Source organism: Thermovibrio ammonificans HB-1 (assembly GCF_000185805.1).
GTDB lineage: Bacteria > Aquificota > Aquificia > Desulfurobacteriales > Desulfurobacteriaceae > Thermovibrio > Thermovibrio ammonificans.
The window spans coordinates 1211759-1226908 of sequence record NC_014926.1 but is presented as its reverse complement, the minus strand read 5'-3'; the positions used below and the strand labels follow the sequence as shown (position 1 = coordinate 1226908).

Below are 15150 nucleotides of genomic sequence, written 5' to 3'. Positions count from 1 at the left end.
GACCGAGCCTCCTTGAGTTTGGTTTTCGGCAGGAATTTATGGAAGGGGGCAGAAGCCCCCCGATTCTACACAGGAACGTTGAACTCTCTGAGAACTTCGTTGAGGGAGGTCTTCTTATCTGTAGACTCCTTCCTCTTTCCTATTATGAGGGCGCACGGGAGGTGGTACTCTCCCGCGGGGAACTTCTTGACCCTTGTTCCCGGTATCACAACGCTCCTTGCCGGAACTCTACCCTTGTAAACTACCGGCTCATCTCCCGTTACATCTATTATGGGGGTGGAGGAGGTTATAACCACGCCTGCTCCTAAGACCGCCTCTTCCTCGATTACCGCACCTTCCACTATTATGCACCTTGAGCCTATGAAGCAGTTGTCCTCTACTATAACTGGGGTGGCGTTGGGTGGCTCTAAAACTCCTCCGATTCCGACACCGCCCGACAGGTGAACGTTCTTACCTATCTGGGCACAGGAACCTACGGTGGCCCAAGTGTCTACAAGGGTTCCGGAACCTACGTAGGCTCCGATGTTAACGTAAGAAGGCATGAGGATTGCTCCGGGCTCTATGAACGAGCCGTAACGGGCAGTTGCAGGCGGAACTACCCTAACGCCGAGCTTCTCCCACCCTTTTTTCAGTGGGATTTTATCGTAGTACTCAAAGGGCCCCACTTCCATAACCTTCATCTCTGATATGGGGAAGAAGAGGAGAATCGCCTTCTTTACCCAGTCGTTGACCTTCCAGTTACCGACGCTTATTCTCTCTGCAACCCTTACCTTGCCTTTATCGAGGAGCTCTATTACCGCCCTTACGGCCTCTTTGTATTTCTCCTCTTTAAGGAGCTCCCTGTTTGTCCAGGCCTCCTCTATCAGCTGTTTAAGCTCTTCCATTTACCCCTCCTGCTTTTGGTTGGAGCTATTATAGCAGTAGGCTATGAGCTGTCTTAGGTTTCTGCTCAGCAGTCTGTGGGCCGTTAGGCTAACTCCCAGCTGCCACAGGGTAAGGAAGAGGCACGCTGCCGATACCGTAAGGGGTAAGGGGGAGCCGTTGAGCTTTGCAAGCAGGATAAAGACTGCCGCAGCCAGAAAGGTTACCGCCGTGAAGGTAACGGGCTCCATCGGCGGAGCTTCGGCGGGCAGCAGGGCCACCATCACTAAGAGTGCAAACACCAGCGAAAAGGTCACCGTTAACCCCGGGCAGCCCCTTATGTAGGGGATGAGGGTTATCGGCACAACCAGGGCCGATCCGCTCCACAGGAAGGAGAGGGAGTCGAACTCCTCGGCTGCCCTTTCTTTTGGCTTAAAGCCCTTTACGGCGAGCAGCTGGTATAGGAGGTAGTCGCTGTAACCGTAGCAGGTGGTTAGTAACTTCCCGGGCTGCTGGCACTCCCCTGCGGTTCCCAGTGTAGGAACCACCCTCTCTACAAGCTCGTAGTACCTTCTAACAACGGAGGTTTCGATTAAAAGCCAGGGCTTGTAGGAGGTTTTCAGCTTTTCGTAAACGAGGGGCTGACGGAGGACCTGGATAACGGTTCCCACAGACCAGAGGGTTAAGTAGAGCAGGAAGAAGGTGATGAGCGAGACAACCCCCGACGCCGGTTCGCTTCCCCAGGTGTAGCTTAGTAGCTCTTTGAGCTTGGAGAGGGTTTCGGAGGTGAAGAGGAAGCTCTCTCCGTTTCCCCCCAGTAGCCTGAAAACGAGGCTCCAGAACCCGTCTGCTACAACGATTAAAAAGAGGGCCAGCCCTCCTTTCAGTAGGGAATCGGAGAGCAGGGCCTCCAAGAGTTTTACCGTTTCCTTAGCCGTTTTCTCCATCCTTTAAGAGGGAAAGCGTGTTCTTAACCCCGACCCTCATCTTAACGGGTACGTAGCGGCAGATGGGGTCTTCCTCCATGTAGTCGCCGTGCTCCCAGTAAGCCCTTACTCTACAGCCGTTGCATATCTTCAGGAACTCACACTGGCCGCAGCGCCCCTTAAACTGGTCGAACCTCCTCATGTCCTGCATTATCTTAGACTTGAACCACGCCTCGTGGAACGGAACGTCGAAAACGTTAACGTCGGATATGGGGAAGTAACTGCAGGGTCTGAGCCAGCCGTGGCAGTCGATGTAGGCTATCGACTGGCCCGCTACGCACCCTTTGCCCCCTCCGGTTCCGAACACCAGGTTGCGCCTTTTAAGGTCGAGTCCGTCCCTTTTTGCGTTCTGGTAGAAGATTCTGTAGTAGTGGGGGGCACAGGTGGGCCTTACAAGGATTGTGTTGTCGCCCTTGAGGATGAGCTCCTTCTCGAGCTCGTAGTGCCAGTTGAGCCAGTACTCGGCCTCCTCTGCATTGAGTAGCTCGGCGTTTGCCTCCTCTCCCCTTCCTACCGGGAGAACGAGGAACATGTACCAGGCCTTGGCACCCAGCTCCCTGGCTTTTTTGTAAACGTTGGGAATGTCGTGGGCGTTCCTCTTTGTGAACGAGGAGTTTATGAGGAAGGGAATCCCGTGTTTGTTAAAGAGCTCCGCCGCCTTTATCACCCCTTCGTAGGCTCCCGGCTGTTTCCGGAAGTCGTCGTGGATTTCGGGCGTTGAGCCGTCGAGGGAGAGGGAGACCATTCTTATGCCTACCTCTTTCATCTTGCGACACACTTCGTCGTCTACAAGGGTGCCGTTTGTGGCTATGCACATTCTGAATCCCAGTTTCGTTCCGTACTCGGCAAGCTCCCAGATATCCTCCCTGAGGAGGGGCTCTCCGCCGGTTAAAACTACGGTGGGTTTTGAGAGCTTCGCTATGTCGTCAAGGAGCTTTTTGCCGTCTTCCGTTGAGAAGTCTCCCTGCTCCGACTCCATGGTTGAGGCCGAGCGGCAGTGGATACACTGGAGGTTACAGCGCCTCGTTATCTCCCAAGCCACCCACTTGGGTATGAACTCCTCTCTCTGTCCCATTCTCTTCTCCTGCGGTTTGAATTGGTAGTTAAAATAACGATAATTCTATACAGTAGACAAATTATAACTTCGGGGGTGTCTGGTGCTAAACAGGCTGTTTGAGGAGTTCGGAGAGGAGACCGTTCGCTCTTTCGTTCAGAAGAACGCCGACTACTACGTTTCCAAGTGGAAGCTCATGGCGAAAACCGGTTCAAAGATTTCCTGGAACTGGGCTGCCTTTGCGTTCGGGGTTTTCTGGATGGGCTACAGGAAGATGTACCTCTACTCCGCCATAGTTTTGGCCCTGTCCATTCTCGACTACCTGCCGGTTGTGGGGCTGCTCGTTGCCCTTGCCCTGTGGTTCGGCGTGGCGATGCTGGGGAACTACCTCTACGGCAGGTATACCTACGAGACTCTGGTTCAGCTTAAAGAGGAGTACCCCGACGAAGAGACCTTCAAGCTGATGGTGATAAAGAAGGGGGGAACCTCTATAGGCGGCGTAGTTATTGTGTTTATTATGGCTATCCTCTTCAGCCTTGTAGGTGCTGCCCTTGAGGTGTCTATGAGGGGAGGCAGGTTCTAAGCCTGCCCCTCTTCGTCCATAAGGGCCTCAATCTTTTTGGCCTGTTCGGCCGCTGCAAGGGCGTCTATCATCTCGTCCAGGTCGCCGTCGAGGAACTCCTGAAGGTTGTAAAGGGTCAGCTTTATCCTGTGGTCGGTTACCCTGCCCTCGGGGAAGTTGTAGGTTCTTATCTTCTCGCTTCTGTCTCCCGAACCTACTTGGGCCTTCCTTGCAGAGTCCATCTTCTCCTTCTGCTGCCTCTCGTAGAGCTCCTTCAGGCGGGCTCTGAGTATCTTCATCGCCTTTATCCTGTTTTGAATCTGGGAGCGCTCGTTTGAGCAGGTTACTACTATGCCGGTTGGCAGGTGGGTAATCCGTACGGCGGAATCGGTTGTGTTAACGTGCTGTCCGCCTGCTCCGGAGGAGCGGTAGGTGTCTATCTTCAGGTCGCTCTCCTTTATCTCTATTTCAACCTCCTCCGCTTCGGGCAGTATGGCTACGGTGGCGGTGGAGGTGTGGATGCGGCCGCCCGATTCGGTTACCGGAATCCGCTGAACCCTGTGAACTCCCGATTCGTACTTGAGCCTCGAGTACGCCCCTTTGCCGGAGATGGTTGCAACAACCTCTTTTATGCCCCCGAGGCCGGTTTCGTTCATGGAGAGGATTTCAACCTTCCAACCCTTCCTTTCTGCGTAGCGGCAGTACATCCTGAAAAGGTCTTGGGCAAACAGGGCCGCTTCCTCTCCGCCGGCTCCTGCACGGATTTCGAGGATTACGTTCTTTTCGTCGTTGGGGTCTTTAGGAATGAGGAGTTTTTTGAGCTCACCCTCTAGCTCCTCCGCCCGCTTTTCGAGCTCCTTCTTCTCTTCCTTTGCAAGCTCTACCAGCTCTTCTTCCTCGCCCGCTTCGATAATCTCCAGGGCCTCTTCTATCCCCTGGCGGGTTTTCTTGTACTCCATGTAGGTGTCGTATATGGGTTGAAGCTCTTTGTGTTCCTTGGCCAGCGTCTGGAACTTCTTCTGGTCGGCTATCACCTCCGGCTTCCCTAAGTTCTCCTCTATCTCCTTAAACTTCTTCGCTATCTTCTCGAGCCTGCTCTCTATGGCCTTCTCCATCTGCTCCCCCGATTGGGTTTTCTGCACTTTAAACGATAGAAGGGTAGAATAGTTTAATCAAGCCCCGGAGGCCAAAAAGATGAAAAAGCTCCTTTTATGCGTTGCGGCCCTGTTTGTTGCCTCGTGCGGAGGACCGGAGTTTGCGGTCTCCTACAGGTACGAACCTCCTGCCGACAACAGGGCCTGTTTGAGCGGCTGTTACGAGTCGTTTAAATCCTGTAAAGAGAGCTGCGAGGACTCTTACAACGCCTGCATGGCTCAGGTGAGAAGCAGGGCCGAAAGGCTGTACAGGCAGGCTCTTGCGGTTTACAACAGGGAACTCTCTGCCTACAGGGCGGCTTACGCCACTTACCAGAACAGGCTTTTGAGCTGGTCTAACAGTTACAGGCAGCTCTACCGAGATTACCTCTTTTTCAAGAGGGCCTGTAAGAAGAGTAAGGACTACTACGCCTGCTCCCGCAAGTATCAGCTTGAGCAGGCCCTCGATACTCTGAACGAGAAGAAGCCTTTGCCTCCGGAAAGGCCGGAACCTCCGAAGCTTTCCGATTTTGTCCGTCAGCTTTCGGTTACCTGCGTTAGAGACTGCGGCTGTAAGCAGCAGTTTAACGCCTGTTTTACCGGGTGCGGGGGGAAGCTCATTCCCGAAAGGATATGTGTAAGTAACTGTAAGTAGGAGGGGCGATGGAGGTAAAGACCCATAAACTGATAGACCGCTCCCTTTCCGGGGAGCCGGTTGAGCTCGGGGAGGGTTACTCTAAGGTTCTGCTGAAGACTGCGCCGGTAATGGCTGCCGACGGTAAGGGCCTTGTTCACGGAGGGTTTCTCTTTTCCGCCGCCGACTACGCCGCCATGCTGGCCGTTAACGAGCCTACCGTTGTTCTGGGGAGTGCTTCCGTTAAGTTCCTGCGCCCCGTTAAGGTGGGCGACGAGGTGCTCTTTACGGCACGGGAGGTTAACCGGGAGGGAAAGAAGCGGACTGTTGAGGTTGTAGGTGAGCGCTCCGGAGAGAGGGTTTTCGAAGGGGAGTTTACCTGTTTCGTCCTCCCCAAACACGTTCTCGGGTAGTTGGGCTGTAGGTGAGGAGCTTCTGGCCGCCGCAAGGCGTGCCAAAAGCACCCGGGACTTTTTCTTCCTGCTGGTTGAAGGGATTACCGGCGGACGGCTCGGCCCGAAGGAGCTGAAAAGGCTCGAGCACAAGCCCTTTATAGATGCGATAGTAAGGGACAACGGCCTGGAGCCCTTTTTCAATCCCGATGCGGGAAGCCTTTATACTGCCCTCTTTAAGGCCTTTGAGAGGAAGGAGCGGGAAGCGGTAGAGCGTGAGTGGGAGGCGGTTTTGGAGAACTGGCGCTCCGAGCTTGAAGCTCAGCTGGATAGGTGCGTTAGCCTCTACAGGGAGGCCTCGGGCCCAAGGCTCGAGGTGGCCTTTGAGCTTTACCGCAGGGAGGAGCTTCTCCTCCCCCTTTGGGTCTTGGAGGAGCTGCCGTCTCCGGATGAGTTCTGGCCCTGGGCCTTGGAGAAATTTTCCCCTTTTGCCGTTGAGGAGGAGCTTTTAAGGTGGGAGGCCCTGCCGGCCTACCGCAGGCGCTCTAAAATCCTTAAGCAGGTTGCAGGTGCCTTCGCCTCCGGTTGGCTGGAGCTTGCCATTTACGCCCTTTTCCCCCTTGCAGAAGGGGCGGTGTGGGATACCCTTGTAAGATTTAATCCCCTTGAGAAACGCCTTGAGGAGCTTATAAGGAAGCGTAACAGAAAGTTTGTAACCATACAGTACGCTTTGAAACTGCTGCTTCAGCGCCTCCTTTCGATTTCAGATATACCGTCGTTCCTCGACTGGCACCCGTTTATCGACTACAGGGAGGGGACTTTAAACCGGCACGCCATTCAACACGGTGTTGCCGTAGAGTTCGGAACGCGGGAGAACTTCCTCAAGCTCTTACTCTTTAACGGCTTCCTTGCCGATGTTCTCGTCGGGGTAGAACACAACCCTGAAACGTGAACCCCTGCCGACTTCCGACTCAACCTCAACCTTCCAGCCGTGGTGCTTTGCAATCTCCCTTACCACCGAGAGCCCTATTCCCTGGCCGCTGTTTTCACCCTCGCGGTAGTAGCGTTCAAAAACCCTGCTCAGCTTCTCCCGGGGTATCCCCCTGCCGGTGTCGGAAACTTCGAGGAACTCTTCCGTGAGCTTTACCCTCACCTCTCCCTCTTTTGTGAACTTTACCGCGTTGTCCAGTAGGTTCCGGAGCAGCTGTTGGAACAAAACGGCGTCGGCCACGGTGTTTGTGTCTTCAAGCTCCGTTTTTAGGGCGATTCCCTTCCCGGCGGCTTTGGGGGTGAAGCTCTCCACCACCTCTTCCGTTAGCGGCCTGAGGTTGAGTGCTGCCATCTGACTGCTCTTCTTAAAGAGCCTGCCTATGCCCGAAACTATCCTCTCCAGCTTCTCCACCTTTTCCAGGGTCTCTTTTAGAACCTCCTTGTCGTTGCAGTCGCCGTAGTGGAGGAGGAACTCAACGTTACCCCTTATAACGGTTAAGGGGGTTTTTATCTCGTGGGAAAGGGTTGAAACCACCTCTCTCTTTACAGAGTCGAACTCCTTTGCCAGGGTGTCGTCCCGTTTTAAAACTGCAACCGTTCCGTCTGGGAGTCTTGCAAGCTGGAAGGTAAAAGACCTCCCCCGCTCCTCGGCCTGGAAGGAGCTTCTCCCCCTCTCCCTCGCTTCCTCGAGTGCGGCTATTGCCTCGGGGAAGGGGTAAAGCTCCCACAGTTTCTTGCCGCTTCCCACAACCGTTCCGTCGGGCTCAACGAAGAGAAGCTCTTCAAACAGCTCCGATAGCTTCCTATACAACCTTATATCCCACTCCCCATACCGTTTTTATCCTGTCTCCGAGCTTATCTCTGAGGTGTTTCACGTGAACGTCCACAACCCGCTTATTTACCTGCTCTCCCTTCCACACCTTTGCAACTATCTCCTCCTTTGAAACGGCCTTCCCCCGGTTCTCCACTAAAACCTTCAGGATCTCCTTCTCCTTGCGGGTGAGCTTCACCTCTCTTCCCTCTACAACCACCCCTTCGTCTGTAAACCTGAACTCCCCTTCGCGGGTGAACCCCCTTTCGCTGCGCCTGAGGAGTGCCCTGATGCGTGCAAGGAGCTCTTTTATCCCGAAAGGCTTTGTAAGGTAGTCGTCTGCGCCGCTGTCGAGCCCCTTTACCTTCTCCTCCTCTTCCGAAAGGGCCGTTAACATGAGAATGGGTGCCGAAAACCCCCTTTCCCTCAGGAAGGAGCAGGCCGTTACCCCGTCGGTTCCCGGGAGCATAACGTCAAGAATCACAAGGTCAAACTCCTCGCCATACTCAAACACGGCGTTCATAAAGGCCTCTGCCGTGGAGAACTCCCTTACCGAAAACCCCTCGCTTAAAAGCACCCTCTTTAGGAGGTTTAAAATAGAGAGGTCGTCCTCTACAAGGGCGATTTTCACAGCCGCCTCCTAAACTGCTTAAATTAAAATAGTTCCAAATTCGTTAAGGAAAGGTAAAAGATGCTGTCGGAAGAGTTTATAGCCGCAGTGGAAAAGGCCTTCACCGTTAAAGGTTTCGACCTGAAGGTAGAGTTCAGAGACCTTGAAACCTGGGACGAGGCGATATTCCACACAAAGAGCGCAATCTCAGAGAGGGGAGTGGATTACCTCTCCTACCACTACGCCTTTAAAGTAGAATTTCTCCTCGAGAACGGGAACCTCATCTCAATTGCCTACAGACCTACACCGGGAGACATCTATGGAGAAGGTTATTGACGTTGCCCTCTTGGCCGCCGAAAGGGCCTCGGAAGTTTTGCTGGACTACTTCGGCCGTTTAAGAGAACTAAAGGTAGAGGAGAAGGCCCGAAACGACTTCGTTACCGAGGCTGACAAAAAATCGGAAATGATTATTATTAAGACTATACAGGAATCGTTCCCGCAACACGCTATAGTTGCGGAAGAGAGCGGTTCCCACGGCAGCGGCAGCTGGCAGTGGTTCATAGACCCCCTCGACGGGACTAAGAACTTCATACACGGGCTACCCATGTTCTGCGTCTCCATAGGGGTTGCTTATAAAGGTGAGCTGGTTGCCGCCGTGGTTAAGGCGCCCTTGCTTGAAGAGACCTTCGTTGCAGAGAAGGGGGCCGGAGCCTTCTGTAACGGCGTGAAGCTTAAGGTCAGCTCCAGGCCCTTTGAAGAGGCCCTTGTGGCCACCGGATTCCCCTTCAGGGGCAAGGAGATGCTCGACAGCTACCTGAAGTGTTTTAAAGAGGTTTTCCTCTCCGTGTCGGGCCTCAGGCGTTGCGGCTCTGCAGCGCTCGACCTTGCCTACACTGCAAAGGGGGTCTTCGACGGTTTTTGGGAGATGTCCCTCCACCCGTGGGATATAGCCGCCGGCATTCTCCTTGTAGAGGAGGCAGGCGGAGTGGTTACAGACTTTGAGGGCGGCAGGAGCTTCCTCTCCAGCGGCAACATTGTTGGAGCTTCTCCCAACACCCACGGGGAGCTTTTGAAGATAGTTCAGAGACACCTTACCTAAGGAGGATTGAGATGGCCTTTGACGAGAAAAAATGTGAAGGGTGTGCCCACAAGAGCACCTGCCAGAGCGCCCAAGACCCTATGGACGTTAAACTGACCTGTAACCTCTCTAAGATAAAGCACAAGATAGGTATCCTCAGCGGTAAGGGGGGAGTAGGTAAGACCACCGTTGCCACCAACCTTGCCGCCGAGCTCGCAAAGCGCGGTTACAAGGTCGGTCTGCTCGATGCAGACCTTCACGGCCCCAACGTTGCCAAGATGTTCGGTGCAGAGGGGCAGCGCCTCTTTGCAGACCCCAACAGCCAGACAATAAAGCCCTTCATTCCTTTGGGAATGCCCAACCTCAGGATAGTTTCCATGGCCTTCCTGCTTGAAAACCCCGACCAGCCGGTTATCTGGAGGGGGCCTTTAAAGCACCAGGCCATAAAGCAGTTCCTTGCCGAAATAGACTGGGGAGATTTAGACTTCCTCATTGTTGACCTGCCCCCCGGAACCGGAGACGAGGCCTTGAGCGTTGCTCAGCTCATAAAGCCCATGGACGGTTTTGTAATCGTTACCACACCCCAAGAGGTCTCCCTTCTGGACACCAGGAAGTCCATCAGCTTTGCTAAGATGATGAACGTTCCCGTTTTGGGTATTGTGGAGAACATGAGCGGCCTTATCTGCCCCCACTGCGGCAAAGAGATAGACCTCTTTAAGCGCGGCGGCGGAGAGAAGGCAGCCAAGGAGCTGGATGTTCCCTTCCTGGGGAGAATTCCCATAGAGCCCGCCGTTGTAGAGGCCGGAGATAAGGGCGTTCCCATTGTGATTTCTCACCCCGAAAGCGCTTCCGCAAAGGCCTTTGCGGAAGTTGTTGAGAAGCTCCTCGAAGAGCTTGGAGAGAAGGTAAATGCTTAAGAAGGCGATAGCCGGGGCCGTGCTTGCGGCGGCCCTTCTCCTTACCCTTTACGGAGCTTTAAAGGGAGAGCCACAGATAATCTGGAGCAACGGCAGGATTCTCTGCCTCACCTGTATAGGGATAAAGTGATGCTTAGAGTGCCCCTGTGGAAGAACAGGCGTCTGTCGCAGCTGTTAACGGCCCTGTTTGCAAACCTTCCCCTCTACAACTTCGTCACTGCCAAACTCTACACCGGCAGGCTCAAATCGATACCCCTGCCCATAATGAACTGTTACGCCTGTCCGGCTGCCCTTTACTCCTGTCCGATAGGAACCATCTCCCATTTCTTGGTTATAAACAAGCTCCCCCTTATGACCCTCGGTATCATCTCTGCCGTTTCCGCCTCTTTCGGCAGGTGGATTTGCGGCTGGGTTTGCCCCTTCGGCCTGCTTCAAGACCTCCTTTACAAAATTCCCTCTATGAAGTTTGAGCTCCCCCGCCCCTTTGTTTACTTAAAGTACCTGATGCTTGCCCTGGGGGTTGTGATTCTCCCCTTCCTGTTTAAGGAGCACTACTTCTGTATGGTGTGCCCTACGGGAACCTTAGAGGCCGGTATATACTGGGTTGCCGTAAGCTCTATGATAGCCAACATGGCCGGGGCCTTTTTCCTATTTAAGCTCGCCTTCGGCAGTATGTTCCTCTACGGCTCGATTTTCATAAAACGTCCCTTCTGTAGGTACGTTTGCCCCTTGGGGGCCTTGTTCTCCCTCTTTAACAAGCTCAGCATCGTTGACTTCTCGGTAGATAAAAAGGGGTGTATAGAGTGTAACCTCTGTAAGAAGTCCTGCCCCGTTAACTACCCGATATACGAAGACCCAAACTCGCCCGCCTGTTTGCGGTGCCTTAACTGCGTAAGGGTCTGCCCGGTTGTTAACCTTAGAACTCCCGACTTCGGTCCCCTCTTTAGCCGCTCCTCTAACGAAAAAGGTTAACCCGTCTTAACTACTGACGGGTAGTTCCGATAATCTCTCTCAGTCTGGAAAGTAGCCTTTCCCGACGCCCCACAACAAGCCGTCCCCCCGGCCGCACTGCGTGCGGTCTGAGAGCCCCCTTTCGGGGGCCTCCTTCGCTATAATTAGAGGACGATGAGGCTTTTACTTCTTCTGGCGATTTTTTTAATCCCTTTAAATGCCCTTGCCCTCCCGAAGGATAGGGCTGTTCTTTTCCTCAACTACTTAAAATCTGGTGACTTCTGCTCCCTAAAGTTTTTAAACTCCTTTAAAGGAACTTCCCTCGAGAGGCTTTCCCGGCTTCTCTACTACGATAGCTGCCTTGGCCGGGGCGGTAGGTTTCCTCTGCCGTCGGAGCGTCCTAAAGGGGCGGTTGAGCTTTTCCTGAGGGCCGAGGCGCTCCTTAAAAACGGCAGAAGAAAGGAGGCGCTGCCTCTGTTTAAGCGAGTTTTGAAGCTGACCGACTCTTTCGACGAAGATATAGCCTTGGCAGTTGGAGCTTCCGCCTACAAATCGCTCCTCACTCCCAATGTTTTAAGGGTTAAGATTTGGCGGCTTGCCGCCCGGGGCAATACCGACGAGGCTCTTTTTTACCTCTCCTTTTTAAGGGGCGATAGGTTTTACACCTACCTTCTTGCCTACACCTTTCTAAAATCGGGCAAGAGGAAAGAGGCCGTTTCCCTGTTTAAGTCTGCCGAGGAAATTCCCAGAAGATACCTTTTTCTCACTTACCTTTCAAGGTCTTTACCGGAGAAGTTTTCCTACTTTAAACGCTACCTTAAAGAGGGCAAGAGCAGAGCCGCAAAGCGCAGGCTTTCCGTTTACCTTCTCGATTACTCTTTTAGGAAGGATTTGGGCTTTTTCAAGAAGGTGCTGAAAACGGTGAAGCCCTTCTTCCCGCGCCTTTACGGTTACTACTTGGGGCGCTACTACCTTTTTACCGGCGAGTGTAAAAGGGTCCCGAGGCGCCCTGAGCTTCCCTTTTCTGCCTGGCGCTCTGTCTGCTTGGGCGTTCCTTTCAAGGGAAGGGGAGTAAACTTCTACTCGCTGCTTTTAAAGCCCCCTAAGAGCTTCCCCTTTAAGAAGGAGGAGGTGTTTGCTCCCTCTTTTAAGGATTCGGGGCTGAAGCTCCTTGTGGAAAGGGGAGCCTGCTACGCGGTCTCTTTCATAGAGGATAAAACTCCGCAAAACGCCCTTGCCCAGTATAGGTGCGGCTACTACCGAAGGGGGATAAAGATTGCCGCCCTCTTCAAAAAGAGGCTTCACCGCTACCCTTACCTTTTGAAGGTTCTCTATCCGGCTCCCGAGATTTTCGGCGGAGACGTTTACGCCCTTGCAATTGCCCGGCAGGAGAGTTTGTTCAACCGGAGGGCCTACTCCCGTAGCGGAGCAATCGGTTACATGCAGATAATGCCCACAACCGGCCGATACCTTGCCAGGAAACTCAAAGTGAGGAGCTTCAAAGTCCACCACCTTTTCAACCCGAACGTTAACGTTAAGTTCGGCACCTACTACATCCACTCCCTTATGAAGAGGTTCAAGCTCTTCCCACTTGCCGCCGCCGCTTACAACGGTGGCCCTGGCAGAGTTGCAAAAGCTCTGAGGTTATACGGCCCAGTAAACTCGCCTGCCGACCTAATTATTCTTACAGACGGGTACTTGCCCTTTGAGGAAACGAGGGATTACGTTAAGAGAACCTTTGTTAACCTTTACTACTACTCCAACCTCTATGGAACGGGTAAGGAATGGAGGATTTTCTCCAGTCGCTGATAGAGGACGGTTATAAGAAAAACACCATAGACACCTACAGGAGGGTTTTGAGATACTTCTTTTCCTTTCTGAGCCTGTATAACTACGACCTTACCGACTTCGACGAAGATAAACTCTGCGGCTATTTCTCCGTTCGGTATAAAACAGAAAAGAGCTTCCGCACCGCCATGTCTGCAATCCAGCACTACCTTAAGTTTAAAGGGATAAAGCGGAGGCTCAGGTTCGTTCCGCCCGAAAACGCCGAGTTTAAAGAGTTCCGCCCGATAACCGACGACGAGATAAAGCGTATAGAGCTTGCCCTGAGCAGCCTGCGCTCCCAAGACCTCCAAACGGCTATGCTGCTCATAGTCCACCTGGGCCTTTCTCCCTCGGAGATAGGTAAACTGAAGGTGAGCTCCTTCGGCAGGTTTATGGGGATTCCGGTCCTTCAAGAAAACAAGATAAAACGTTTTGTGATTAACCCGGAGGTTGAAGAGAGGCTCTCCAAGATAAAGGAGGAGAAGCTCCCCATTTCCCCGCTCCTTTCCACCACCCCTTCAACGATAAAAGTTACCTTTCACCGGATAATGAAACAGCTCGACAGAGACTACACTGTGGCCGACTTTAAAGACAACTACGTTGCAAGGCTCTTAAAGAGGGGACTGCCGATAGACCTCGTTGTTGAGTACTCGGGAAGGAGCCTTGAGAGGGTCTCTTACATAAACAGAGTTTTGAACCTTCAGAGTAAGGCCGATGTTATTGAAAAGAGCCTGAAGGAGAAGACTTAACCGGTAAAACCTTTGAGATGTAAATCTCCTCTCCGTCTGTGAAAGTTGAAATCTCCCCGAGCTTGGCAAGCTCGAGAACGGCAAGGAAGTAGGTGATAACCTCCAGCTTGCACGAAGCCTTCTCTATGAGGCTGCTGAATGGGATTAGGAACTTCTCCCTCATTAGGAGTCTAATCTCTCCCATTTTGTCTGAAACCTTAAACGCCTCAGAGGAGATGGTTAATCCCACCTTTATCCGCAGGCCCTTCTCGTTGCGCCTTCTTAAAACCTCTTCGAATGCCCTTTTAAGGTCTTCTGCTGTGTTGGCTATTTTTATCTTTTCCTGAAACTGGAAGATTAACTCCGAAGGGTCGTGGGGAATGAGACGGCTTGCCTTCTCTTGAAGCTTTTCAAGCTCTTGAGCGGCCTTTTTAGACTTTAAATACTCCTCTATTATCTGGACGAGCTCTCTTCTTGGGTCTTCGCTCTCTTCCCGGGGAATCAGGTACTCCGACTTAATCCTTGCAAGCGTTGCCGCCATAAGTAGAAACTCGGAGGCTACGGGGATGTTGAGCTCCTGCATCTGGTAGATGTAGTTCAGGAACTCCTCGGTTATCTCGGCTATGGGGATATCGTATATACTTACTTCCCGCTTCCTTATCAGGTAGAGTAAAAGGTCGAAGGGCCCTTCGAATACCGGTGTTTCTACCTTTATCATCTACCCTCTGATTGCAGCTATAAGGTTGGCAAACTCGGTGGTCAGAAGCTCCATAGTGTCGTCTATGGAGATAAGCCCCACCAGTTTACCATCTTTGTCAACAACAATTAACCTTCTGACTGCTGCTTCGCGGAAAGTTTTTGTTAGCTCAAAGAAAGAGGCGTCTTCCCTTATTGTTATCGGGTCCCTTGTCATCACCTCCTTTATCGGGGTGTCGGGGGGAAGCTCTCTTCCTATAACCCTTAGGGCTAAATCCCTGTCTGTTATTATGCCTACCGGTCTATCCCCCTCTATAACCACCAAGCTGCCCACCATTTTATCTTCCATCCTTTGGGCGGCAAGCTTTACAGTGTCGTCGGGCTCAATAACTACCACCTTCCTCCTGATTAAGTCCCTTACCGGCATGCTCCACCTCTCTTAGAAGTTCATCCTCAACTCTTAATTTAATGCCTTCCCGAGAGGCAGGCCTGCCGCGTCCACGAACGTTTCACCGTTCGAAAACCCTGAGGGCAAAGGGGAAATGTCGCAATCCCGCTTATTTTTTCGAGAACTTATAAAACAAAAGGAGGAACAGAAATGAAAAGGCTGGTTTACATCACAATCCCATCTACTTCTTCGGGCACTTCAACAAGAGAGGCAGATTTTCTTGGAATCGACGTAGGATATTGGGCGTCGCAATCGTCACAATCCCGTCTACTTTTTCGGGCATTTCAACTTTGATACCACCACTTCCGAAATAAAGGAAGTGGTGTTGAAAAGTCGCAATCCCGTCTACTTTTTCGGGCATTTCAACTTACAGGAAATAATAATAGAAGAATATTACCCCCATCAATATGATGTCGCAATCCCGTCTACTTTTTCGGGCATTTCAACGGAGGTGGGAGGAGAACACCCAGTA

Annotated in this window: 19 protein-coding genes and 1 CRISPR repeat array (1 of these 20 running past the window's edge); of the genes, 11 read left to right on the top strand and 8 right to left on the bottom strand. The window is 52.5% G+C overall.

The genetic code is table 11. From position 1 onward, the window contains the following. Window positions 1-65: 65 nt before the first annotated feature. Genes THEAM_RS06270 through THEAM_RS06260 form a run of 3 tightly spaced genes read right to left on the bottom strand, consistent with a single transcriptional unit; the run spans window position 66 to window position 2922 of the window. The gene (locus THEAM_RS06270; protein WP_013537996.1) at window positions 66-884 is read right to left on the bottom strand and encodes a 2,3,4,5-tetrahydropyridine-2,6-dicarboxylate N-succinyltransferase; all 819 of its coding nucleotides are present in this window, start codon (window positions 882-884) and stop codon (window positions 66-68) included. Next, window positions 885-1808: a hypothetical protein gene (locus THEAM_RS06265; RefSeq protein WP_013537995.1), complete on the bottom strand. Its 924-nt coding sequence runs from the start codon at window positions 1806-1808 to the stop codon at window positions 885-887. It lies immediately after the preceding gene. Next, complete coding sequence (locus tag THEAM_RS06260; RefSeq protein ID WP_013537994.1) at window positions 1792-2922, bottom strand: radical SAM/SPASM domain-containing protein; 1131 nt, start codon at window positions 2920-2922, stop codon at window positions 1792-1794. The genes THEAM_RS06265 and THEAM_RS06260 overlap by 17 nt, the downstream gene beginning before the upstream one ends. 82 nt (window positions 2923-3004) lie before the next feature. On the opposite strand from THEAM_RS06260, the gene THEAM_RS06255 reads away from it, so the two are divergent. After that, window positions 3005-3484: a DUF2628 domain-containing protein gene (locus tag THEAM_RS06255; protein ID WP_013537993.1), complete on the top strand. Its 480-nt coding sequence runs from the start codon at window positions 3005-3007 to the stop codon at window positions 3482-3484. Here THEAM_RS06255 and prfA read toward each other — a convergent pair. Then, window positions 3481-4578: a peptide chain release factor 1 gene (gene prfA / locus THEAM_RS06250; RefSeq protein ID WP_013537992.1), complete on the bottom strand. Its 1098-nt coding sequence runs from the start codon at window positions 4576-4578 to the stop codon at window positions 3481-3483. The two genes, THEAM_RS06255 and prfA, sit on opposite strands and share 4 nt — an antisense overlap. Window positions 4579-4657: 79 nt before the next feature. Between prfA and THEAM_RS06245 the strand changes: the two genes are divergently transcribed. From THEAM_RS06245 to THEAM_RS06235, 3 genes are read left to right on the top strand one after another with little or no spacing between them, the layout of a single operon-like run. Continuing rightward, window positions 4658-5251, top strand: coding sequence for a hypothetical protein (locus THEAM_RS06245; RefSeq protein ID WP_013537991.1), 594 nt, complete (start codon window positions 4658-4660; stop codon window positions 5249-5251). A gap of 8 nt (window positions 5252-5259) precedes the next feature. Further along, window positions 5260-5643 (top strand): PaaI family thioesterase, encoded by a 384-nt coding sequence (locus tag THEAM_RS06240; protein WP_013537990.1) that lies wholly within the window; start codon window positions 5260-5262, stop codon window positions 5641-5643. Beyond that, entirely contained in the window at window positions 5570-6574 is a 1005-nt protein-coding gene (locus THEAM_RS06235; RefSeq protein WP_041439496.1) for a hypothetical protein, read from the top strand. The genes THEAM_RS06240 and THEAM_RS06235 overlap by 74 nt, the downstream gene beginning before the upstream one ends. On the opposite strand, the gene THEAM_RS06230 is transcribed toward THEAM_RS06235, so the two are convergent. Then, complete coding sequence (locus tag THEAM_RS06230) at window positions 6512-7423, bottom strand: sensor histidine kinase (RefSeq protein WP_013537988.1); 912 nt, start codon at window positions 7421-7423, stop codon at window positions 6512-6514. The genes THEAM_RS06235 and THEAM_RS06230 overlap by 63 nt on opposite strands. After that, window positions 7416-8054 carry a response regulator transcription factor gene (locus tag THEAM_RS06225; RefSeq protein ID WP_013537987.1) on the bottom strand — a complete coding sequence of 213 codons (639 nt, stop codon included), beginning with the start codon at window positions 8052-8054 and terminating at the stop codon, window positions 7416-7418. The genes THEAM_RS06230 and THEAM_RS06225 overlap by 8 nt, the downstream gene beginning before the upstream one ends. Window positions 8055-8114: 60 nt before the next feature. Between THEAM_RS06225 and THEAM_RS06220 the strand changes: the two genes are divergently transcribed. The 7 genes from THEAM_RS06220 (at window position 8115) to THEAM_RS06195 (ending at window position 13555) form a co-directional block, all read left to right on the top strand. Continuing rightward, entirely contained in the window at window positions 8115-8369 is a 255-nt protein-coding gene (locus THEAM_RS06220; RefSeq protein ID WP_013537986.1) for a hypothetical protein, read from the top strand. Beyond that, window positions 8353-9132 (top strand): inositol monophosphatase family protein, encoded by a 780-nt coding sequence (locus THEAM_RS06215; protein WP_013537985.1) that lies wholly within the window; start codon window positions 8353-8355, stop codon window positions 9130-9132. The genes THEAM_RS06220 and THEAM_RS06215 overlap by 17 nt, the downstream gene beginning before the upstream one ends. Before the next feature lie 11 nt (window positions 9133-9143). After that, window positions 9144-10028 carry an Mrp/NBP35 family ATP-binding protein gene (locus tag THEAM_RS06210; protein ID WP_013537984.1) on the top strand — a complete coding sequence of 295 codons (885 nt, stop codon included), beginning with the start codon at window positions 9144-9146 and terminating at the stop codon, window positions 10026-10028. Further along, the gene (locus tag THEAM_RS09665; RefSeq protein WP_013537983.1) at window positions 10021-10158 is read left to right on the top strand and encodes a hypothetical protein; all 138 of its coding nucleotides are present in this window, start codon (window positions 10021-10023) and stop codon (window positions 10156-10158) included. Before THEAM_RS06210 ends, THEAM_RS09665 begins: the two co-directional genes overlap by 8 nt. After that, window positions 10158-11000, top strand: a complete 843-nt coding sequence (locus THEAM_RS06205) for a 4Fe-4S binding protein (RefSeq protein ID WP_013537982.1) — start codon at window positions 10158-10160, stop codon at window positions 10998-11000. Before THEAM_RS09665 ends, THEAM_RS06205 begins: the two co-directional genes overlap by 1 nt. Window positions 11001-11153: 153 nt before the next feature. After that, complete coding sequence (locus THEAM_RS09470) at window positions 11154-12788, top strand: lytic transglycosylase domain-containing protein (protein WP_013537981.1); 1635 nt, start codon at window positions 11154-11156, stop codon at window positions 12786-12788. Further along, window positions 12764-13555, top strand: coding sequence for a site-specific integrase (locus THEAM_RS06195; RefSeq protein WP_013537980.1), 792 nt, complete (start codon window positions 12764-12766; stop codon window positions 13553-13555). The genes THEAM_RS09470 and THEAM_RS06195 overlap by 25 nt, the downstream gene beginning before the upstream one ends. On the opposite strand, the gene THEAM_RS06190 is transcribed toward THEAM_RS06195, so the two are convergent. Both THEAM_RS06190 and THEAM_RS06185 read right to left on the bottom strand, forming a co-directional pair. Beyond that, window positions 13524-14252, bottom strand: coding sequence for a segregation and condensation protein A (locus THEAM_RS06190; RefSeq protein ID WP_013537979.1), 729 nt, complete (start codon window positions 14250-14252; stop codon window positions 13524-13526). The genes THEAM_RS06195 and THEAM_RS06190 overlap by 32 nt on opposite strands. Further along, a complete protein-coding gene (locus THEAM_RS06185; protein WP_013537978.1) occupies window positions 14253-14657 on the bottom strand; it encodes a CBS domain-containing protein in 405 nt (134 codons plus the stop codon). Between the two features lie 189 nt (window positions 14658-14846). Continuing rightward, window positions 14847-15150: a CRISPR direct-repeat array (repeat unit 35 nt; unit sequence GTCGCAATCCCGTCTACTTTTTCGGGCATTTCAAC) (it continues 733 nt past the right edge of the window).

Excerpts from the sequence above, each read along its gene's own strand:
- THEAM_RS06270 (WP_013537996.1), bottom strand. The coding sequence starts at position 884 with ATGGAAGAGCTTAAACAGCTGATAGAGGAGGCCTGGACAAACAGGGAG.
- THEAM_RS06265 (WP_013537995.1), bottom strand. The coding sequence starts at position 1,808 with ATGGAGAAAACGGCTAAGGAAACGGTAAAACTCTTGGAGGCCCTGCTC.
- THEAM_RS06245 (WP_013537991.1), top strand. The coding sequence starts at position 4,658 with ATGAAAAAGCTCCTTTTATGCGTTGCGGCCCTGTTTGTTGCCTCGTGC.
- THEAM_RS06260 (WP_013537994.1), bottom strand. The coding sequence starts at position 2,922 with ATGGGACAGAGAGAGGAGTTCATACCCAAGTGGGTGGCTTGGGAGATA.
- THEAM_RS06240 (WP_013537990.1), top strand. The coding sequence starts at position 5,260 with ATGGAGGTAAAGACCCATAAACTGATAGACCGCTCCCTTTCCGGGGAG.
- prfA (WP_013537992.1), bottom strand. The coding sequence starts at position 4,578 with ATGGAGAAGGCCATAGAGAGCAGGCTCGAGAAGATAGCGAAGAAGTTT.
- THEAM_RS06210 (WP_013537984.1), top strand. The coding sequence starts at position 9,144 with ATGGCCTTTGACGAGAAAAAATGTGAAGGGTGTGCCCACAAGAGCACC.
- THEAM_RS06190 (WP_013537979.1), bottom strand. The coding sequence starts at position 14,252 with ATGATAAAGGTAGAAACACCGGTATTCGAAGGGCCCTTCGACCTTTTA.
- THEAM_RS06220 (WP_013537986.1), top strand. The coding sequence starts at position 8,115 with ATGCTGTCGGAAGAGTTTATAGCCGCAGTGGAAAAGGCCTTCACCGTT.
- THEAM_RS06215 (WP_013537985.1), top strand. The coding sequence starts at position 8,353 with ATGGAGAAGGTTATTGACGTTGCCCTCTTGGCCGCCGAAAGGGCCTCG.
- THEAM_RS06205 (WP_013537982.1), top strand. The coding sequence starts at position 10,158 with ATGCTTAGAGTGCCCCTGTGGAAGAACAGGCGTCTGTCGCAGCTGTTA.
- THEAM_RS09470 (WP_013537981.1), top strand. The coding sequence starts at position 11,154 with ATGAGGCTTTTACTTCTTCTGGCGATTTTTTTAATCCCTTTAAATGCC.
- THEAM_RS09665 (WP_013537983.1), top strand. The coding sequence starts at position 10,021 with ATGCTTAAGAAGGCGATAGCCGGGGCCGTGCTTGCGGCGGCCCTTCTC.
- THEAM_RS06185 (WP_013537978.1), bottom strand. The coding sequence starts at position 14,657 with ATGCCGGTAAGGGACTTAATCAGGAGGAAGGTGGTAGTTATTGAGCCC.
- THEAM_RS06195 (WP_013537980.1), top strand. The coding sequence starts at position 12,764 with ATGGAGGATTTTCTCCAGTCGCTGATAGAGGACGGTTATAAGAAAAAC.